This window comes from Streptomyces sp. NPDC088923 (assembly GCF_044749745.1).
In the GTDB taxonomy this organism is placed as follows: domain Bacteria; phylum Actinomycetota; class Actinomycetes; order Streptomycetales; family Streptomycetaceae; genus Streptomyces.
This window is the reverse complement of sequence record NZ_JBIVIO010000002.1, coordinates 344,325-359,728: the sequence shown is the minus strand read 5'-3', so window position 1 is coordinate 359,728 and position 15,404 is coordinate 344,325. Positions and strand designations below refer to the sequence as shown.

The following is a 15,404-nucleotide window of genomic DNA, read 5'->3' as shown; positions in this document are numbered from 1 at the left end:
GGGGGGATGTGTTCAGGCCATCAGCCAGCTCCGCAGGCGTTCCTCCGCCGCCAGGACGTGGCGGATCTCGACGTTCTCCTCGCGCTTGTGGGCGAGCAGCGGGTTTCCCGGGCCGTAGTTGACGGCGGGGACGCCGAGGGCGCTGAAGCGGGCCACGTCCGTCCAGCCGAACTTGGGACGCGGCGTGCCGCCCACCGCCTCGACGAACGCGGCGGCCGCCGGATGGGTCAGCCCCGGGCGGGCGGCGGGGCTGTGGTCGTCCACGACGAAGTCCGTGATGCCGCAGTCCGCGAAGACCTCCTCGACGTGCGCGAGCGCCTCGTCCCCCGAAAGGTCGGGCGCGTAGCGGTAGTTGACGGTGACGACGCAGGCGTCCGGGATGACGTTCCCCGCGACGCCGCCCTCGATCCGTACCGCGTTGAGGCCCTCGCGGTACTCCAGTCCGTCCACGAGCGGGCGGCGCGGCTCGTACGCGGCGAGGCGGGCCAGGATCGGCGCGGCGGCGTGGATGGCGTTGGCGCCCATCCACGAGCGGGCCGAGTGGGCGCGTTCGCCGCGCGTGTGGAGGTGGACGCGCAGCGTGCCCTGGCAGCCGCCCTCGACCTCGCCGTCCGAGGGTTCGAGGAGGACGGCGAAATCGCCCGCGAGCCAGTCGGGGTGCGCGCTCGCGAGGTGGCCGAGTCCGTTGCGGTCGGCGGCGACCTCCTCGTTGTCGTAGAAGACGAAGGTCAGATCCCGGTTCGGGGCCGGGACGGTCGCCGCGAGGCGGAGCTGTACGGCGACGCCCGCCTTCATGTCGCTGGTGCCGCAGCCCCACAGGAGGCCGTCCGCGTCGAGCCGCGAGGGCACGTTGTCCGCGATCGGGACCGTGTCGATGTGCCCCGCGAGGACGACGCGCTCGGGGCGGCCGAGGTGCGTGCGGGCCACGATGTTGTTGCCGAAGCGGTCGACGGTGAGGTGCGGCAGCGGGCGCAGGGCCGCCTCGATCACGTCCGCGAGCGCCCCCTCCTCGCCGCTCGGGGAGGGCACGTCGACCAGGGCGGCCGTGAGGGCCCCCGCGTCGAGCCCGAGATCGAGCGCGGGCGCCGCGAGCACGGGGGCGACGGGGCTGGGGCCGGTGGTGTCACGCATGCGGCGAGCCTAACGCGGGGGTGCGCGGGGATACGGGGCGACTCCGCCACCCGTACGCGGCCGACCCCGCCACCCGTACGCGGCCGACCCCGCCACCGGTACCGGCCGACCCCGCTACCTGTACCGGGCCGACCCCGCCACCCGTACGGCCGCCCGCCCGGCGGCTCCTCCCCGCCCGCCTTGCCCCCGCGCCCCGGCGGCCCGTGCCCGTACGGGCCGCGCACAGGCCGCGCACAGGCCCCGACCGCACCCCGAGGGCTTCCCCCGCGGGCCCGCTCCCACAGCCCGCGCACAGCGTTCCCGCCGTCTTCCGCGAGGGGGCTGGTACCGCGCCGCGAACCCGTTACCTTATGGGCGTGCCCGAGCCTTCGCCCTCCCGCCCCTTGCGCCGTCGCAGGCTGCTCCGCTACGGAGCCGCGCTGACCGTCTCGTGCGCGCTCGCCGGTTATCTCGTGGTGCGCTTCGGGTCCGACGCGCGGCAGGCGCGGACCGGCTGCGAGGTCGTCTCGGCGGACGGGGAGCGGGACCCGTACTTCTTCGACGCCGAGCAGGCGGTGAACGCGGCTACGATCGCCGCCGTCGGTACCTCGCGCGGCATGCCCGAACGGGCCGTGACGATCGCCCTCGCGACCGCGCTCCAGGAGTCCGGGCTGCGCAACCTCGACCACGGCGACCGCGATTCGGTGGGCCTCTTCCAGCAGCGGCCCTCGCAGGGCTGGGGCACGGTCGCGCAGATCATGGACCCCGTCTACAGCGCGGGAAAGTTCTACCAGCGGCTCGACAAGGTCGATGGCTACGCGAGCCTGCCGCTCACGGTCGCCGCGCAGAAGGTGCAGCGCTCCGGCTTCCCCGACGCCTACGCACAGCACGAGCCGGACGCGAGCCTCCTCGCCGCCGCGCTCACCGGCCGGGCGAAGGCCGCGCTCACGTGCGAGTCGACCGTGCCGGACGGCGCGGGCGATCCCTCGGCGGTACGGGCCGCGCTTATCCGGGACTTCGGGAAGGGCGTGCTGCCCGGCGCCCCCGAGGCGCGGAAGAAGGCCGCGCCCGCCGCTGCCACCACCACGCCCTCGCCGGTGGCGGCCACGCTCGCGGGGGCGCCCGCACGGGCCCGTACCGTCGTCGTACCGGTCACCGCACTCCGTGGCGCCGAGGAGGCGGAGGCGGGGCGGCGCGGCTGGGAACTCGCGCAGTGGGCCGTCGCCCATGCCTCCGTGCTGCACCTCTCCGAGGTCACCTACGCGGGCCGCGAGTGGCGCGCGTCGGGCACGGGGCACACGTGGCGCGAGGTGACGACGGGCGAGGGCGCGGCGGGCGGCGCGAAGGGCGCGGCCGGACCGGCGGACGTACGCATCGTGACCGCGCCCTGAGCGACCCCGCACGCCCCGCACGCCCCGCACGCCGCAGCGGGCTCAGCCGTACGACACCTCGCCCGCGCGAGGGACGGCGAGGGCTCCTCGGAAGAGGTACCCGGAGTGGAGAACCGCAGGTCGGAGGCGGTGCGAGCGCCCTCGCCCCGGAGGCGCGGCGAGAGGCCGACAATACGACGCATTGCGAACTCTTTGCCCAGGCGTCCCGCAACCTTCGCCCGGCTCACGCGGTAGTCACGGCGTCCGGGGCCCCGGTGGGTCCCGTACACCCTCACTGTTTCCCCGCGAAGGAGCACCATGTCCAAGCCCCTCACCCGCCGCCTCGCCGGTGCCGCGCTGCTGCTCGCCGCCGGTGCCGCGCCCGTGATCGGCGCGGCCGGCGCCGCGAACGCCGCCGAACTGCCCTCGACGCAGGGCCTCGGGGTCTCCTCGCTCGACGGCGACGCCGTGGGCTCGACCGTCGACGGTGCCGCCAAGGGCGCCGCGCAGACGCTCGGCGAGACCGGCGGCAAGGCGGTCGGCAAGGCGGCGCCCGAGGCCGGGAAGCTCGTCGGCCACGCCGGGCACACCGTCGCCCCCGTCACGGAGCGCGCGGGCAACGGCGACCTGCTCGGCGGCGCGGGCAAGACCGTCAGCGGCACCGGCAAGGGCGGCGGCCTCACCGGCGGCCTCGGCGGCCTCCTCCCCACCAAGGGCCTCCCGCTCGGCTGAGCCGGAAGCGACGCAGGAGGGCCGGGGCCCGGGGAGCGCGAACTCCCCGGGCCCCGGCCCGTTCCGTACCCGTACGTCCTCCCGCGCCCGCGCTGAGGCGGCCTCAGGCGGAGAGCCGGGCCACCGCCGACGCGATCCGCTCGTCGCTCGCCGTCAGGCCGACGCGTACGAAGTGCTCGCCCGCTTCCCCGTAGAAGTCGCCGGGTGCCACCAGGATGCCGAGCGAGGCGAGGTGCGCGACCGTGTCCCAGCAGGACTCGCCGCGCGTCGCCCACAGGTAGAGGCTCGCCTCGCTGTGCTCGATGCGGAAGCCGTGGTCCAGCAGGGCCGTGCGCAGCGCGGTGCGGCGGGCCGCGTAGCGCTCGCGCTGCTCCTCGACGTGCTTGTCGTCGCCGAGGGCGGCGGCCGTGGCGGCCTGGACGGGCGCGGCCGTCATCATGCCGCCGTGCTTGCGGACCTGGAGCAGCGGGCCGAGCACGTCCGGGTCACCGACGACGAACGCGGCGCGGTACCCGGCGAGGTTGGAGCGCTTGGAGAGCGAGTGGACGGCGACGATGCCCTCGTACGAGCCGCCGCACACGTCCGGGTGCAGCACCGAGACCGGGTCGGCCTCCCAGCCGAGTTCGAGGTAGCACTCGTCGCTCAGGACCAGGACACCGTGCTCGCGCGCCCACGCGACGATCCGGGTCAGCTCGTCCTTGCCGAGGACGCGGCCGGTGGGGTTGGAGGGCGAGTTGAGCCACAGGACGCGCAGGCCCTCGGGGTCGAGGGTCGTCGGGTCGTCGTAGGCCTCGTGCTCCGCGCGGGCGAGGCGAGCGCCGACCTCGTACGTGGGGTAGGCCAGGCGCGGGTAGGCGACGCGGTCGCCGGGGCCGAGACCGAGCTGGAGCGGGGCCCAGGCGACAAACTCCTTGGAGCCGACGACGGGCAGCACGTGGCGGTGGCTCAGGCCGCGGGCGCCCAGGCGCCGCCCGGCCCACTCCACGATCGCGTCGCGCAGCGCGGGCGTGCCCCACACGGTCGGGTAGCCGGGCGAGTCGGCGGCGGCGCTCAGGGCGTCCTGGACGAAGCCGGGCACGGGGTCGACGGGGGTGCCGACCGAGAGGTCGACGATCCCCTCGGGGTGTGCGGCCGCGGTCTTCTTGTACGGCTCCAGCTTGTCCCAGGGGAAGTCGGGGAGCAGGTCGTTCAGTGGCCGGGGGGAGGCGGGCACGGGGGCTCTTTTCGGGGGGGCGGGGCGGGTACGGGGCGTTTCCCGGCGGGGTGGCGGTGTGTCACCCGTACCGGAAAAGCGCAGGTCCCGCCGGTGCGGGTGCACGGGCGGGACCGGAAGTGCGCGGGCGCACCGGGAAAGCGGAGGCGGGCCGCAAGGCCCGCGGCTCACCCGTTCTGCGGCGGAAGGGCGGCGACGAAGGGGTGGTCGCGCTCGATCAGGCCGAGCTTGCTGGCCCCGCCGGGCGAGCCCAGCTCGTCGAAGAACTCGACGTTCGCCTTGTAGTAGTCCTTCCACTCCTCCGGAGTGTCGTCCTCGTAGAAGATCGCCTCGACCGGGCAGACCGGCTCGCAGGCCCCACAGTCGACGCACTCATCCGGGTGGATGTAGAGGGAACGCTTCCCCTCGTAGATGCAGTCGACCGGGCACTCCTCGATGCAAGCCTTGTCCTTGACGTCGACACAAGGCTGCGCGATGACGTAGGTCACGCTGTCGTTCCTCCTCGATAGGGCGCTGGCGGGCCCGTCCTGGGGTCCCGCCGCCTGGCGCGCGCGGGAGCGGCGTCGTCGATGCCCGGCACCTAGTATCTCCGCTCGGGGTCATGATCCGAACAGGAGGGGCGGTCCACACCATGGAATTCGCGGCGGGAGCACGCCTTGAAGTCCGTATCGGCGCGTCTGACGTGGGCAAACGAGTCACCGTGCGGAGTCTCACCGAAGCCGCCGCGCCGGGTGCCGCTTTCACGGACACGGTGGGCATTCTCACATCCTGGGACGAGGGCGTGCTGCTCGTGACGCGGCGGGACGGGACGCGGGTGCGACTCGCGGAGGAAACGGTGGTCGCGGCGAAGGTCGTCCCGGCGGCGCCCGCGCGCAGGCGCGGTCCGGCGGCGGACTTCGCGGAGCTGGCGGGGGTTCAGGAGCGTGGCTGGCAGGCCGTGGAGCGGGAGGCGCTCGGCGGCTGGCTGCTGCGGGCCTCGCGGGTGGACGGGGCGGTGGGCGGCGCGGGCGCGTCCACCGGATTCACGCGGCGCGCCAACTCCGTACTGCCGCTCGGGGACCCGGGGATGCCGCTCCCCGAGGCGCTCGACCAGGTGCGTCGGTGGTACGGGGCGCGGGGGCTGCCCGCGTACGCGCAGCTCGCGACCGGTGCGGGGGACACGCAGGAGGTGCTGGCCGCCGAGCTGGAGGAGCACGGGTGGCGGCGCGAGGTGTCGGCCCTTGTGATGGTCGGCGCGCTGGCGCCGCTCGCCGAGCTGGGGCCCGCGTCCATGGGATCGCTCGCGGTCGTGGCCCCGATCGCCGAGGGCCCGGAGACGGCCGATCCGGGGGTGCGGCTCGGCAGGACGCCGGACGAGGCGTGGCTGCGGCGGTACAACCGGGCGGCGGGTACGGGGCCCGGCGGGGTGCCGCCGGGGGTGCTGGCCGTGCTGGCGAGCGGGCCCTCACCGTGGTTCGCGCGCGTCGACGCGGCGGGCGCGGGGGGCGGCGACACCGCCTCCGGTCGTAGGGATTTCGTACATACGGGCAAGGGGGTGTCCCAGGCCGCCGGGGTGCCGGACGCGATCGGGCGGTGCGTCGTGGACGGGCGGTGGGCCGGGTTCTCGGCGGTCGAGGTGGCCCCGGAGCGGCGGCGGACGGGGCTCGCGCGGCGGGTCATGGGGGCGCTCGCGCGGACCGCCCTCGCGGAGGGCGCCTCGGCGGCGTGGCTCCAGGTCGAGCGGGACAACGAGGCGGCGGTCGCGCTGTACACGCGGCTCGGCTTCACCGTCCACCACCACTACCACCACTACCGGGCCCCGGAGTCGGCGTGAACGGGACGGAGGGCGGGGCGGCGGACCGCGCCCGTGCCAGGGCGGAGCGCAGGGCGCTCTTCGCGGCCGAGGCGCGCGAGGAGCGGCCCTCGCTCTCACGTCTGTGCCTGCTGCTCGCGGCCGAGGGCGACGAGAAGCTGACCCCGGCGGGCATCGACGCGGCGGAGGCCGAACTCGACCGGCTGGCGGGCACGCTGCCCTTCCGCCCCGGCGGCCCGGCGGACTGGGCGCGGGCGCTGCGCGAGGTGCTGGGGGCGCGCGAGGGCTTCCACGGGGAGCCCGGGGACTACGAGCGGCTGGAGTCCTCGCTCCTGCACGAGGTGCTGCGGCGCAGGCGGGGGCTGCCGATCCTGCTCTCGGTGGTGTGGATCGAGGTGGCGCGGCGCGCGGGCGCGCCGGTGCACGGGGTCGCGCTGCCGGGGCACTTCGTGGTCGGGCTCGGCGAGCCGGGGGAGGTGCTCGTGGACCCCTTCGGCGCGGGCCGGCCGCTGGACCGTACGGAGGCGGCCGACCTCGTGGCGCGGACGACGGGCGGGCCGCTGAGCCCGGACCGCCTCTCCCCCGCGGGCCCGCTGGAGATCGTCCGGCGCGTCCTCGGCAACATCACCGCGTGGGCCGAGTCCCGCCCCGAGCGCACGGACGTCGCGCTGTGGGCGGCCGAGCTGGGCCTGCTCCTGCCCGCCCACCCGGCCGAACTGCGCCGCGACCGGGCCCGCCTCCTGGTGCGCCGCGGCGACTACCTGGAGGCGGCCGCGGAGTTCGAGCGGTACGCGGAGGTCGTCGAGGCGGTGTCGGGCGAACTCGCCGCCTCCGTCCGGACGGAGGCGAGGAGCGCACGAGCGCACCTGAACTGAGCGCGGCCACCCCCCCCCCCAGGCCCTCCGGCGCTGAGCCCGAGCCCCGTGACGGCAGCCGGACGAGCCCGGCCGACCCGCCCCGCACGCCTCACAGCCACCCCTTCTCCCGCGCGATGCGCACCGCGTCGGCGCGGTTGCGGGCGGCGAGTTTCTGGATCACCGTCGAGAGGTAGTTGCGGACCGTGCCCTGGGAGAGGTGGAGGGCGGTGGCGAGTTCGGCGTTGCCCCCGCCTCCGGCCGCGGCGCGCAGCACCTCCGCCTCGCGCGGGGTGAGGGGGTTGGCGCCCTCGGCGAGCGCGGCGGCGGCGAGGGCGGGGTCGATGACCCGTTCTCCGGCGAGCACCTGGCGTACGGCGGCGGCGAGTTCGGCGGCCGGGGCGTCCTTGACCAGGAAGGCGCTCGCGCCCGCCTCCATCGCGCGCCGCAGGTAGCCGGGGCGGCCGAAGGTCGTGAGGATGACGACGCGGACGCCGGGGAGCGCCTCGCGCAGCGCGGCGGCGGCGTCGAGCCCCGTCATGCCGGGCATCTCGATGTCGAGCAGCGCGACGTCCACGGCGTGCGCCCGGGCGGCGGCGAGCACCTCGTCCCCGCGCGCGACCTGCGCGACCACGGTCATGTCACCCTCCAGGCCGAGCAGCGCGGCGAGCGCCTCGCGCACCATCGCCTGGTCCTCGGCGAGCAGGAGGCGTACGGGACGCTGCGTCGTCATGCGGGCAGCTTAGGCGGGTCCCCCGGCACCCGGGTCCCGGGACGACGAGCCGCCCGACGCCGGACCCCCGGGCGCCGTCTCGTCGAGCGGTACGTGGGCGCTCAGCGCGAACCCCCCGCGGCGGCCCGCGCGCGCCGGGCCCGTCGTCAAGGTGCCGCCGACGTCCGCGAGGCGTTCCCGCAGGCCCGTCAGCCCGTGGCCGGGCGGCGCGCCCGCCGCGCCCTCCCCGTCGTCCTCCACGCGCAGGTCCAGGTAGGGGCCCTGGAGGCTCTGGCGGGTCGTGAGACTCACGCGGCAGGTGCGGGCGTCGCTGTGGCGTACGACGTTGGTGACGGCCTCGCGCAGGACCCAGGCGAGCGCGGCGGCGGGCTCCGGGGGCAGCGCGGGCGCCTCCTCGGGGAGGTGCGCGGCGATGCCGGCCGTGGTGAGGGCGATGCGGGCGCCCGCGAGTTCGCCGTCGAGCGTCGGCCGCCGGTAGCCGCCGACGGCGGCGCGGACGTCGGTGAGGGCCTGGCGGCTGACCTGTTCGATCTCGCTGACCTGACGGGCGGCCTCGGCGGGGTGCGCGGGCAGCATGCGGCCCGCGAGTTCGCTCTTGAGCGTGATGAGCGAGAGCGAGTGGCCGAGCAGGTCGTGCAGGTCGCGGGCGAGGCGCAGGCGCTCCTCGTTCGCCGCGAGCTGCGCCACGGTCGCGCGGGCGCGGCGCAGCTCGATGGTCGTGCGCACCAGTTCCCGTACCCCCGTCATCGCGAAACCGCCGAGCAGGACGGGGATCACCGTGCCCCACTCGGGGCCGTGGCCGCGCAGCGGCGGCAGGACCAGGAGCAGCGCGGCCGAGGCGACGACCGCGTACCGCGCGTACGGCAGCGGCAGCGCGGTCGCGCACGAGACCGCGAAGTAGACGAGCAGCACGTACCAGGAGTCGCCGAGCCCCAGCGGCAGCGCGACGGCGAGGGCGAGCATGAGGCCGAGCAGGACGAGGGAGCGGGCCCTCGCACGCGCGCGCGTGACGTCCCGCATGACGAGCGTCAGGTAGCAGGCGACGAACACGAGCAGCCCCGCCCACCCCGCCGCGCGGGCGGGCGCCGTGTGCGCGCCGCCGAGGAGGTCGTCCAGCGGGTCGATCAGGAAGACGAGCCAGACCCCGATCCACAGCGCCTTCCCGCGCGCTTCGCGCCGGTTGCCCGGCGGGTGGCCGATGAACGCGGGACGGGCGAAAGACGCGAGGGCGCGCAGGAGGCGGGAGCGGGCCGGGGGTGAACTGGTCGTCATCGGTGCCGTCACGCCTTCAGAGTGTCCCTGCGGTACAGCCGGGCGGCGACCGCCGTGAAGACGAGAAGGTAGCCGATGACGACGAGCACGTCCCTCGCGTGCGGCGCGCCCCCCGCCTCGACGGCCTGGCCGAGCGCCGCGTAGGCGTGGGTCGGGGTCCAGGAGGCGATGTCCTGGAGCCAGTGCGGGAAGTTCGTACTGGGCAGCCACAGCCCGCCGAGCATCGACAGGCCGAAGTAGATGAGCATCGTGAGCGGCCGGACCGCGTCGCCGGTGGCGAGGTAGCCGAGCGCCACGCCGAGCGCGGCGAAGACGAGGCTGCCCGCCCAGATGAGGCCGAGGAGCGCGAGCCACTGCCAGGCGTCGAGCCGTACGCCCTTGACCGTCGCGCCGACGACGAAGACGACGACGATCGAGGGCAGGCTCACGACGGCCGCCGAGCCGATCTTGCTGAGGACGTAGCCGTGCCCCGGCAGCGGCGTGAGCCGCAACTGCCGCACCCAGCCCTTCTCGCGCTCCCTCGCGATGCGCTCGCTGTTGCCGACGAGCACGGCGGTGAGCGCGCCGAAGGACGCCATCGAGACCATGAAGTACGCGGAGAGGGTCAGGTCGCCGACCTTGGAGTCCCCGTCCTGGCCCGCCGTGATGAGGAGGAAGAGACCGGCCGGGTAGAGCACCGAGAAGAAGAGGAACTTCCCGTTGCGCGTGGTCCTCGCGATCTCCAGGCGCAGGAGGGCGAGGGTGCGGGTGAGCGAGGAGCGGGGGACGGTGGTGGGGCGGGCGGCGGGCGCCTGCGGCACCGCCGTCGATGCGTTGCTCATGCGGTCGTGGCCTCCTCGGCCGTCGTGAGGGCGATGAATGCCTGTTCGAGCCCGAGGCCCGTGACTTCGAGGTTGCGCGGGTAGAGGTCGCCGAGGCCGTAGAGGGCGTGCACGGTCGCGTCGGCGTCGCGCGAGGCGAGGCGGACGGAGTGGCCCGAGACGTCGAGTGCGGTGAGCCCGGGGAGCGGGCGCAGACGCTCGGCGAGCCCGGCCGCCTCGTCGGGCCCGAGGTCGAAGGAGATCCGGCGGACGCCCGCGCGCGCCTTGACCTCGGCGGCCGTGCCGTCGGCGAGGAGACGGCCCTTGTTGAGGACGAGGACGCGGTCGGCGATCGCGTCGGCCTCCTCCAGGTAGTGCGTCGCGAAGAGGACGGTACGGCCCGAGGCGGCCTGTTCGCGCATGGTCGCCCAGAAGGCGTGGCGCGCGGTGACGTCCATGCCGGTGGTCGGCTCGTCGAGCACGATGAGGTCGCAGTCCCCGATGGTGGCGAGCGCGAACCGTACGCGCTGCTCCTGCCCGCCGGAGAGCTTGTTGACCTTCTGCTCGGCGACGCCCGTGAGCCCGGCGACGGCGAGCGTGTCGTCCACGGGGTACGGGCGCGGGTGGAGCCGCGCCGCGAACGTGACGAGTTCCCGTACCGTCACGTCCTCCATGAGCCCGCCGCTCTGGAGCATCGCCCCGACGCGCCCGGCGGCGATCGCGCGCTCGGGAGAGTCCCCGAAGAGCCGCACGGTCCCCGCGTCGGGACGGCGCAACCCGAGCAGCAGATCGAGCGTGGACGACTTCCCCGCCCCGTTGGGCCCGAGCAACGCGACGGTCTCGCCGGGCCGCAGCACAAGCGAGAGCCCGCCCACGGCCCGCACCTCGCCATAACTCTTCGTCACGTCGTCAAAGGCGACGACGGGAGGCTCCCCCGCCACATCACGTGTATCCGTCATAGAGATGAGGATGACGGAGGAGAGGGCGGACACGGCAGTGCCGGGCGTCCTGGGTCGGGGATGACAGATGTCATGGGGCGAGCAGATCAACGGGGCCACCATGCAGCCCCTCCGGCGTTTGAGGAGCGGGGGCGCGGGGGCGGAGCCCCCGAAGGGGCCCACCCGGCAGGACGGCCAAACCCACGACGGGGGCGAACCCGTATCCGGCCCCCGCCCCCGCGAGGCATCAGTTGGGATTCGTCTTGATCTCCACCGTCCGCTCCGCCGCCGTCTTCCCCCGCAGCGCCTCCCGCAGCGCCCCGACGACGTCCTGCGGCGTCACGGCCGTCTTCTCGCCCGTCCCGCGGGTGATGAGGACGCCGTCGAAGGTCGAGCCGTACAGCCCCTCGAGGGCCTTGAGGTCGTAGGTGTCGACGAGCTTCCCGTCGACCGCCTTCACGCCGAGGATCTGCGGCAGCGACCGGTCCGGGCCGAACTGGATCGACGCGGCACCGGCCTTGACCGTCACGAGTCCGGACATGGCCGGTTCGGCGAAGTCCTTCATCATGCGGTCGACCTCCGCGTCGGAGATCGCCGGCTGGTGCTCGGTGAGCGGCAGCGAGACCGGCTTGGTCGTCCCCGCCTCGACCTGGTCGCGGTAGGCCTGCGCCACGACGTCCATCGACTTGTTCACGTCGAGCGTGCGGCCCGCCTTGCCGTGCACGGCCGTCGCCTTGCCCGGGGAGAACTTGATCGTGCCCTCCTGGAGGCTGCCCGACGTGCCCGCGACGCGGCTCAGGGCATCGGCGAGCTTCTCCTTGTCGACGGGCATGACCGGGTCGACGACGCGTTCCTTGCCGACGAGCGAGCCGAAGACGGAGACCGGGTTGTAGTCGCTCGTCGCCGCGCCGCGCACGGTCGCCTGGCTGTCGAGCGTGAGCCCCGACTTGTCGGGCTTGAGGCTCGCCGCCTTGCCGTCGACGGTGAGCGGGACCGCGGCCAGGGAGCGCTTGGCGAGGGCCGAGTCCAGCTTGTTGACGGCCTCGTCGCGCGTACCGCCGCCGATGTCCACCCCGAGCACGGTGGTGCCCTTGGGCACGTCGGAACGGTTCATCAGGAGGCCCGCGCCGTAACCGCCGGCGGCGATGACGACGACCACGCCGACGAGGAGGCCGAGCTTGCTGCGGCCCTTCTTCTTCGGCTTGGCCGCCTTCGCGGCCTTCGCGGCCGGCTGCTCGGGCCCGGCGGGCGGCGGCGTGACCGGCTCGGGGAAGCGCGCGGCGGCTCCGGGCACGGGGAAGGACGGCGAACCGGCGCCGGGGCCCAGCGGGTCCTGGCGCATCGTCACGCGGTCGGCGCCCTGCTCGTTCTCCCACGGCCGCGGGACGACGGGCAGGCCGCCCGTGAGCGTGTCACCGGAGACCTGGCCCCGGGGAGCACCGCCGTTGCCGGGGCCGTTCCCCGGCCCGTTGGCGGGGCCCTTGCCGGGGCCGCCCGAGGGGCCGCGCGGGGCGCGGGGCTGCTGCGGGGTGAGGATCGCGGTGTCGTCGACGGCGGGCCACGGCGAGCGCGGCGCGTTGGGCGCCGGGTGCTGCGCGGTGGTCTCGGCCTCGGAGCCACCGGTGGCGGGGCCGGGATGGGCCTGGGGCCCACCGGGACCGGGAGCACCGGCCCGCGGACCGCCCTGCGGGCCACCGGCCCGCGGAGCGCCACCCTGCGGGCCACCCGCGCGCGGTGTCTCCCGCGCCGGTGCGTCGGCGAACGCCTGCGTGACGTCGTAGGCACCGGTGCTCCGGCCACCCTGCGCGGGCTGCTGCTGCCCACCGGCGTTCTGGCCGAGGGGCGTACCGGCGGCGGGCGTCGGCGCGCCGTACCCACCGGCGGCGGGCGCGCCCCCACCGGAAGCACCGGAAGCCCCGGAAGCCCCGGAAGCACCCGGAGCACCCGGAGCACCCGGAGCACCGTTAGCCCCGGGCGCGTGGGCAGCACCAGGAGCGTGGGCGGCACCGGAAGCACCCGCGGCCCCGCCCCCCGGCAGCCCCGCGCCCTCGGTCCCTCCGCCCTGCGCCGGTGCCACCGGGCTCGGCGTGTTGCCGCCCCGGGTCCCGTTCTTGCGCGGCGCGAACCAGTCGCTCGGCGGCTTCTCCTCGCGCGGCCCCGCACCACCCGCGGTCTGCCCGGACTGCTCGGCCTGTCCGGGCTGCCCGGACGGCGTCGCGGGCGCGGACGGCCCGGAGGGGCCCGGTCGCTCGCCGGACCGCGGCCCCTGACCGCCGTCCCGCTCGCGCGGCGCCGGGGGCACGGGCGCGGACCGCGTGCGCTCGCGGCCCTGCGGCGCGCCCGCCGGGCCCCCCGCTTCCTCGCCCCGCGCGGCGCGCTCCTCCTTCTCCCTCTCGCTCATCGGCGTGCGCAGCACGACGGGCGGGATGGGACGCGACCCGGGAATGTTGATCTTGATCCGGGTCGTCATGGTCGTCTCGGTCCTGCGCTCCTCGGAGCGACCCGCGCCGGAGGCCGCGGCGTCCTGGGGGGCGGCTGTGCCGTCCTCGCCCTGCGCCGGGGTGCCGTACGGGGGCGTGCCCGAGGGGTAGGCGGCACCGCCGCCGTTCCCCCGGGGGCCGGAGGACGAACTCTCAGTATCACGACTCAAGGCAGGCTCTCCTGTTTGGCTCCACCGCCCGTCACGACCTCCCGCGAGGGGGCTCCCCGGCCGAAGGTGGGGGGTGGCTCGGCGGCGCGCACCACCATACTGGCCGCCGGACGCCCTCCGTCCGGCCCGCTGGCCGAAGTCGGGGCTTCCGGGGCTTTCGCGTGAATGGTCACGTGCGCGGTCACGACATTGCCGGGTTCGGTGCCGGTACGGGCCCGGGTACCCCGTCAGGCGCTCGTACGCACCGCTCCGGGTCCGGCCCAGCCGCCCGGCCGCCCGCCCGTGGCACAGATCACAGCCACGGCCATGCCGCCGAGCAGGAAGCCGTACGAACCGAGCCCGGCGCCGAAGACGTAGTCGCCCTCGGGGCGTGTCGTGGTGAGCAGTACGACGGCGACGAGCCAGCCGACGGCCGGGATCAGGCCGCCCGCGAGGGTGCGGGCGAGGTGGGCGCCCCCGTAGCAGAGCCCGGCGAGCGCGGCGAGCGCGAGGGCGAGGCCGCCGGGCGGCAGCGCGGCCTGGACGAGCGCCCCGGCGAGCCCCGTCACGAGACCGAGCAGGGCGCCGCCCACGTACCCGGCGACGCGCGCGGGCTTGGGCGGCGTGGTGAGGAAGTGGCCCTCGGGAGCGGTGCGCTGGGCGGGGACCTTGGGCTTGTTGCTCACGACTGCGGCTCCCTGGAGGCGGAGGAGGATTGCGGCACGAGCCCGGCGAAGAGCCCCGCTTCGAGGCCGTCCGCGCCCGGTGGCCCCGCCTCGCCCCGTACCAACTCGTAGTACTCGATGCCGAAGACGGGCTGGGCGAGGTCGTTGGAGAGGACGAAGAGGGGCTCGGCGACGGTGATCTGCGTGGCGTGGGCGCGCATCGCGGCGAGCTTGGCGGGGAGGTGGGCGCGGGCGTCGACGGCGGTCGTGACGCGCGCGGCCTCGACGACTCCCGGGACGTCGTCGACGGCGGCGAGCCGGGCGAAGGGGCTGTCCGTCAGCGCGCGGCGGGCCTCCGCGAAGGCGGCCTCGGCGACGGGGCGCGGGAGCCGGTTCCAGTAGGTCTTGGCGATGGTGTGCGCGGGCCCGGCGGCGGGCAGCAGGTCCGGTTCGGCGGCGAGTTCGGCGGCGCGCATCGCGACGCGGTGGGCCTGGATGTGGTCCGGGTGGCCGTAGCCCCCGTCCGGGTCGTACGTGACGAGGACGTCGGGCCGTACCTCGCGGATGATCGCGACGAGGTGCCCGGCCGCCTCGTCGAGCGGCGTGGACCAGAAGGAGCCGGGCCGGTCGTTCTGGGGGGCGCCCATCATCCCGGAGTCGCGGTAGCGGCCCGGGCCGCCGAGGAAGCGGTGGTCGCGGACGCCGAGGGCCGCCATGGCGGTGGCCAGTTCGCCGACGCGGTACGTGCCGAGCCGGTCGGCGCGGTCCGCAGCGAGGGGGGCGAGCGCGGGCGGGATGATCTCGCCCTCCTCACCGAGGGTGCAGGTCACGAGGGTGACCTCGGCGCCGCTCGCGACAGCGGCGGCCATCGTGGCACCGTTGTTGATCGACTCGTCGTCCGGGTGCGCGTGGACGAGGAGCAGTCGCGGGCGGGCGTTCTCGGTCATGGGCCAAGCCTACGAGCCCCCGCCGGACGGGCGCCGCGCCACCCGCCGCGAGCGGGCGGCGGGACCCACCCGTACCCGCCCCGTCGCACCCCGCGCGCCGGCCCCCGTACCGGCGACGGGGTCTCAGAACTTGATGTCGCCCAGCATCCCCGCCACGTTGTTCGTCAGTTCCCTGATCGTCGGTGCGATCGAGGAGCCGGCCAGGAAGAAGCCGAGCAGCACGCAGACGACCGCGTGCCCCGCTTTCAGCCCCGACTTCCTGACGAGCAGGACGACGATGATCAACATCAGGACCACCGCCGAAATCGAGAGCGCCACGGCGGCTCACCTCCCATGCTCGCGAACTGCG

15 protein-coding genes are annotated in these 15,404 nt (G+C 75.5%); 4 read left to right on the top strand and 11 right to left on the bottom strand.

Features of this window, described 5'->3' with window-relative positions; genetic code table 11:
- Positions 1 to 12: 12 nt before the first annotated feature.
- Positions 13 to 1,131 carry a succinyl-diaminopimelate desuccinylase gene (dapE, locus tag ACIP4O_RS12785; protein ID WP_401574476.1) on the bottom strand — a complete coding sequence of 373 codons (1,119 nt, stop codon included), beginning with the start codon at positions 1,129 to 1,131 and terminating at the stop codon, positions 13 to 15.
- A 350-nt stretch (positions 1,132 to 1,481) separates the two neighbouring features.
- Here dapE and ACIP4O_RS12780 point away from each other — a divergent pair, with 350 nt between their 5' ends.
- Positions 1,482 to 2,501, top strand: coding sequence for a hypothetical protein (locus ACIP4O_RS12780; RefSeq protein WP_401574473.1), 1,020 nt, complete (start codon positions 1,482 to 1,484; stop codon positions 2,499 to 2,501).
- A 297-nt stretch (positions 2,502 to 2,798) separates the two neighbouring features.
- On the top strand, positions 2,799 to 3,212 hold the full coding sequence (locus ACIP4O_RS12775; protein ID WP_007822412.1) for a hypothetical protein: 414 nt from the start codon (positions 2,799 to 2,801) through the stop codon (positions 3,210 to 3,212).
- A 103-nt stretch (positions 3,213 to 3,315) separates the two neighbouring features.
- Here ACIP4O_RS12775 and dapC read toward each other — a convergent pair whose 3' ends face one another.
- Together dapC and fdxA are read right to left on the bottom strand one after the other, a co-directional pair.
- The gene (gene dapC / locus ACIP4O_RS12770) at positions 3,316 to 4,425 is read right to left on the bottom strand and encodes a succinyldiaminopimelate transaminase (protein ID WP_401574470.1); all 1,110 of its coding nucleotides are present in this window, start codon (positions 4,423 to 4,425) and stop codon (positions 3,316 to 3,318) included.
- A 167-nt stretch (positions 4,426 to 4,592) separates the two neighbouring features.
- Positions 4,593 to 4,913 carry a ferredoxin gene (gene fdxA / locus ACIP4O_RS12765; RefSeq protein WP_010267089.1) on the bottom strand — a complete coding sequence of 107 codons (321 nt, stop codon included), beginning with the start codon at positions 4,911 to 4,913 and terminating at the stop codon, positions 4,593 to 4,595.
- A gap of 143 nt (positions 4,914 to 5,056) precedes the next feature.
- Between fdxA and ACIP4O_RS12760 the strand changes: the two genes are divergently transcribed.
- Both ACIP4O_RS12760 and ACIP4O_RS12755 read left to right on the top strand, forming a co-directional pair.
- Complete coding sequence (locus tag ACIP4O_RS12760; protein WP_401574938.1) at positions 5,057 to 6,238, top strand: GNAT family N-acetyltransferase; 1,182 nt, start codon at positions 5,057 to 5,059, stop codon at positions 6,236 to 6,238.
- Positions 6,235 to 7,092 (top strand): SirB1 family protein, encoded by an 858-nt coding sequence (locus ACIP4O_RS12755; RefSeq protein ID WP_401574468.1) that lies wholly within the window; start codon positions 6,235 to 6,237, stop codon positions 7,090 to 7,092. The genes ACIP4O_RS12760 and ACIP4O_RS12755 overlap by 4 nt, the downstream gene beginning before the upstream one ends.
- A gap of 91 nt (positions 7,093 to 7,183) precedes the next feature.
- On the opposite strand, the gene ACIP4O_RS12750 is transcribed toward ACIP4O_RS12755, so the two are convergent.
- The 8 genes from ACIP4O_RS12750 to ACIP4O_RS12715 all read right to left on the bottom strand — a co-directional run bounded on the left by ACIP4O_RS12750 (position 7,184) and on the right by ACIP4O_RS12715 (position 15,373).
- Positions 7,184 to 7,804, bottom strand: a complete 621-nt coding sequence (locus ACIP4O_RS12750; protein WP_401574466.1) for a response regulator — start codon at positions 7,802 to 7,804, stop codon at positions 7,184 to 7,186.
- Between the two features lie 9 nt (positions 7,805 to 7,813).
- Positions 7,814 to 9,076, bottom strand: a complete 1,263-nt coding sequence (locus ACIP4O_RS12745) for a sensor histidine kinase (RefSeq protein WP_401574464.1) — start codon at positions 9,074 to 9,076, stop codon at positions 7,814 to 7,816.
- 8 nt (positions 9,077 to 9,084) lie between these two features.
- Positions 9,085 to 9,897, bottom strand: coding sequence for an ABC transporter permease (locus tag ACIP4O_RS12740; RefSeq protein WP_401574462.1), 813 nt, complete (start codon positions 9,895 to 9,897; stop codon positions 9,085 to 9,087).
- Positions 9,894 to 10,835 (bottom strand): ABC transporter ATP-binding protein, encoded by a 942-nt coding sequence (locus ACIP4O_RS12735; protein WP_401574459.1) that lies wholly within the window; start codon positions 10,833 to 10,835, stop codon positions 9,894 to 9,896. Before ACIP4O_RS12735 ends, ACIP4O_RS12740 begins: the two co-directional genes overlap by 4 nt.
- 226 nt (positions 10,836 to 11,061) lie before the next feature.
- Complete coding sequence (locus tag ACIP4O_RS12730) at positions 11,062 to 13,464, bottom strand: hypothetical protein (RefSeq protein ID WP_401574457.1); 2,403 nt, start codon at positions 13,462 to 13,464, stop codon at positions 11,062 to 11,064.
- Between the two features lie 227 nt (positions 13,465 to 13,691).
- Positions 13,692 to 14,129: a DUF6113 family protein gene (locus ACIP4O_RS12725; RefSeq protein WP_361328509.1), complete on the bottom strand. Its 438-nt coding sequence runs from the start codon at positions 14,127 to 14,129 to the stop codon at positions 13,692 to 13,694.
- The gene (gene mshB, locus ACIP4O_RS12720; RefSeq protein WP_401574454.1) at positions 14,126 to 15,055 is read right to left on the bottom strand and encodes an N-acetyl-1-D-myo-inositol-2-amino-2-deoxy-alpha-D-glucopyranoside deacetylase; all 930 of its coding nucleotides are present in this window, start codon (positions 15,053 to 15,055) and stop codon (positions 14,126 to 14,128) included. Before mshB ends, ACIP4O_RS12725 begins: the two co-directional genes overlap by 4 nt.
- Positions 15,056 to 15,178: 123 nt before the next feature.
- A complete protein-coding gene (locus ACIP4O_RS12715) occupies positions 15,179 to 15,373 on the bottom strand; it encodes a DUF2304 family protein (RefSeq protein WP_007822441.1) in 195 nt (64 codons plus the stop codon).
- Between the last annotated feature and the right edge of the window lie 31 nt (positions 15,374 to 15,404).

Bases quoted from the DNA above. Each gene is read 5' to 3' on its own strand.
- dapE (WP_401574476.1), bottom strand. From the start codon at position 1,131: ATGCGTGACACCACCGGCCCCAGCCCCGTCGCCCCCGTGCTCGCGGCG.
- ACIP4O_RS12740 (WP_401574462.1), bottom strand. From the start codon at position 9,897: ATGAGCAACGCATCGACGGCGGTGCCGCAGGCGCCCGCCGCCCGCCCC.
- ACIP4O_RS12735 (WP_401574459.1), bottom strand. From the start codon at position 10,835: ATGACGGATACACGTGATGTGGCGGGGGAGCCTCCCGTCGTCGCCTTT.
- ACIP4O_RS12750 (WP_401574466.1), bottom strand. From the start codon at position 7,804: ATGACGACGCAGCGTCCCGTACGCCTCCTGCTCGCCGAGGACCAGGCG.
- ACIP4O_RS12775 (WP_007822412.1), top strand. From the start codon at position 2,799: ATGTCCAAGCCCCTCACCCGCCGCCTCGCCGGTGCCGCGCTGCTGCTC.
- ACIP4O_RS12760 (WP_401574938.1), top strand. From the start codon at position 5,057: ATGGAATTCGCGGCGGGAGCACGCCTTGAAGTCCGTATCGGCGCGTCT.
- ACIP4O_RS12745 (WP_401574464.1), bottom strand. From the start codon at position 9,076: ATGACGACCAGTTCACCCCCGGCCCGCTCCCGCCTCCTGCGCGCCCTC.
- ACIP4O_RS12780 (WP_401574473.1), top strand. From the start codon at position 1,482: ATGGGCGTGCCCGAGCCTTCGCCCTCCCGCCCCTTGCGCCGTCGCAGG.
- mshB (WP_401574454.1), bottom strand. From the start codon at position 15,055: ATGACCGAGAACGCCCGCCCGCGACTGCTCCTCGTCCACGCGCACCCG.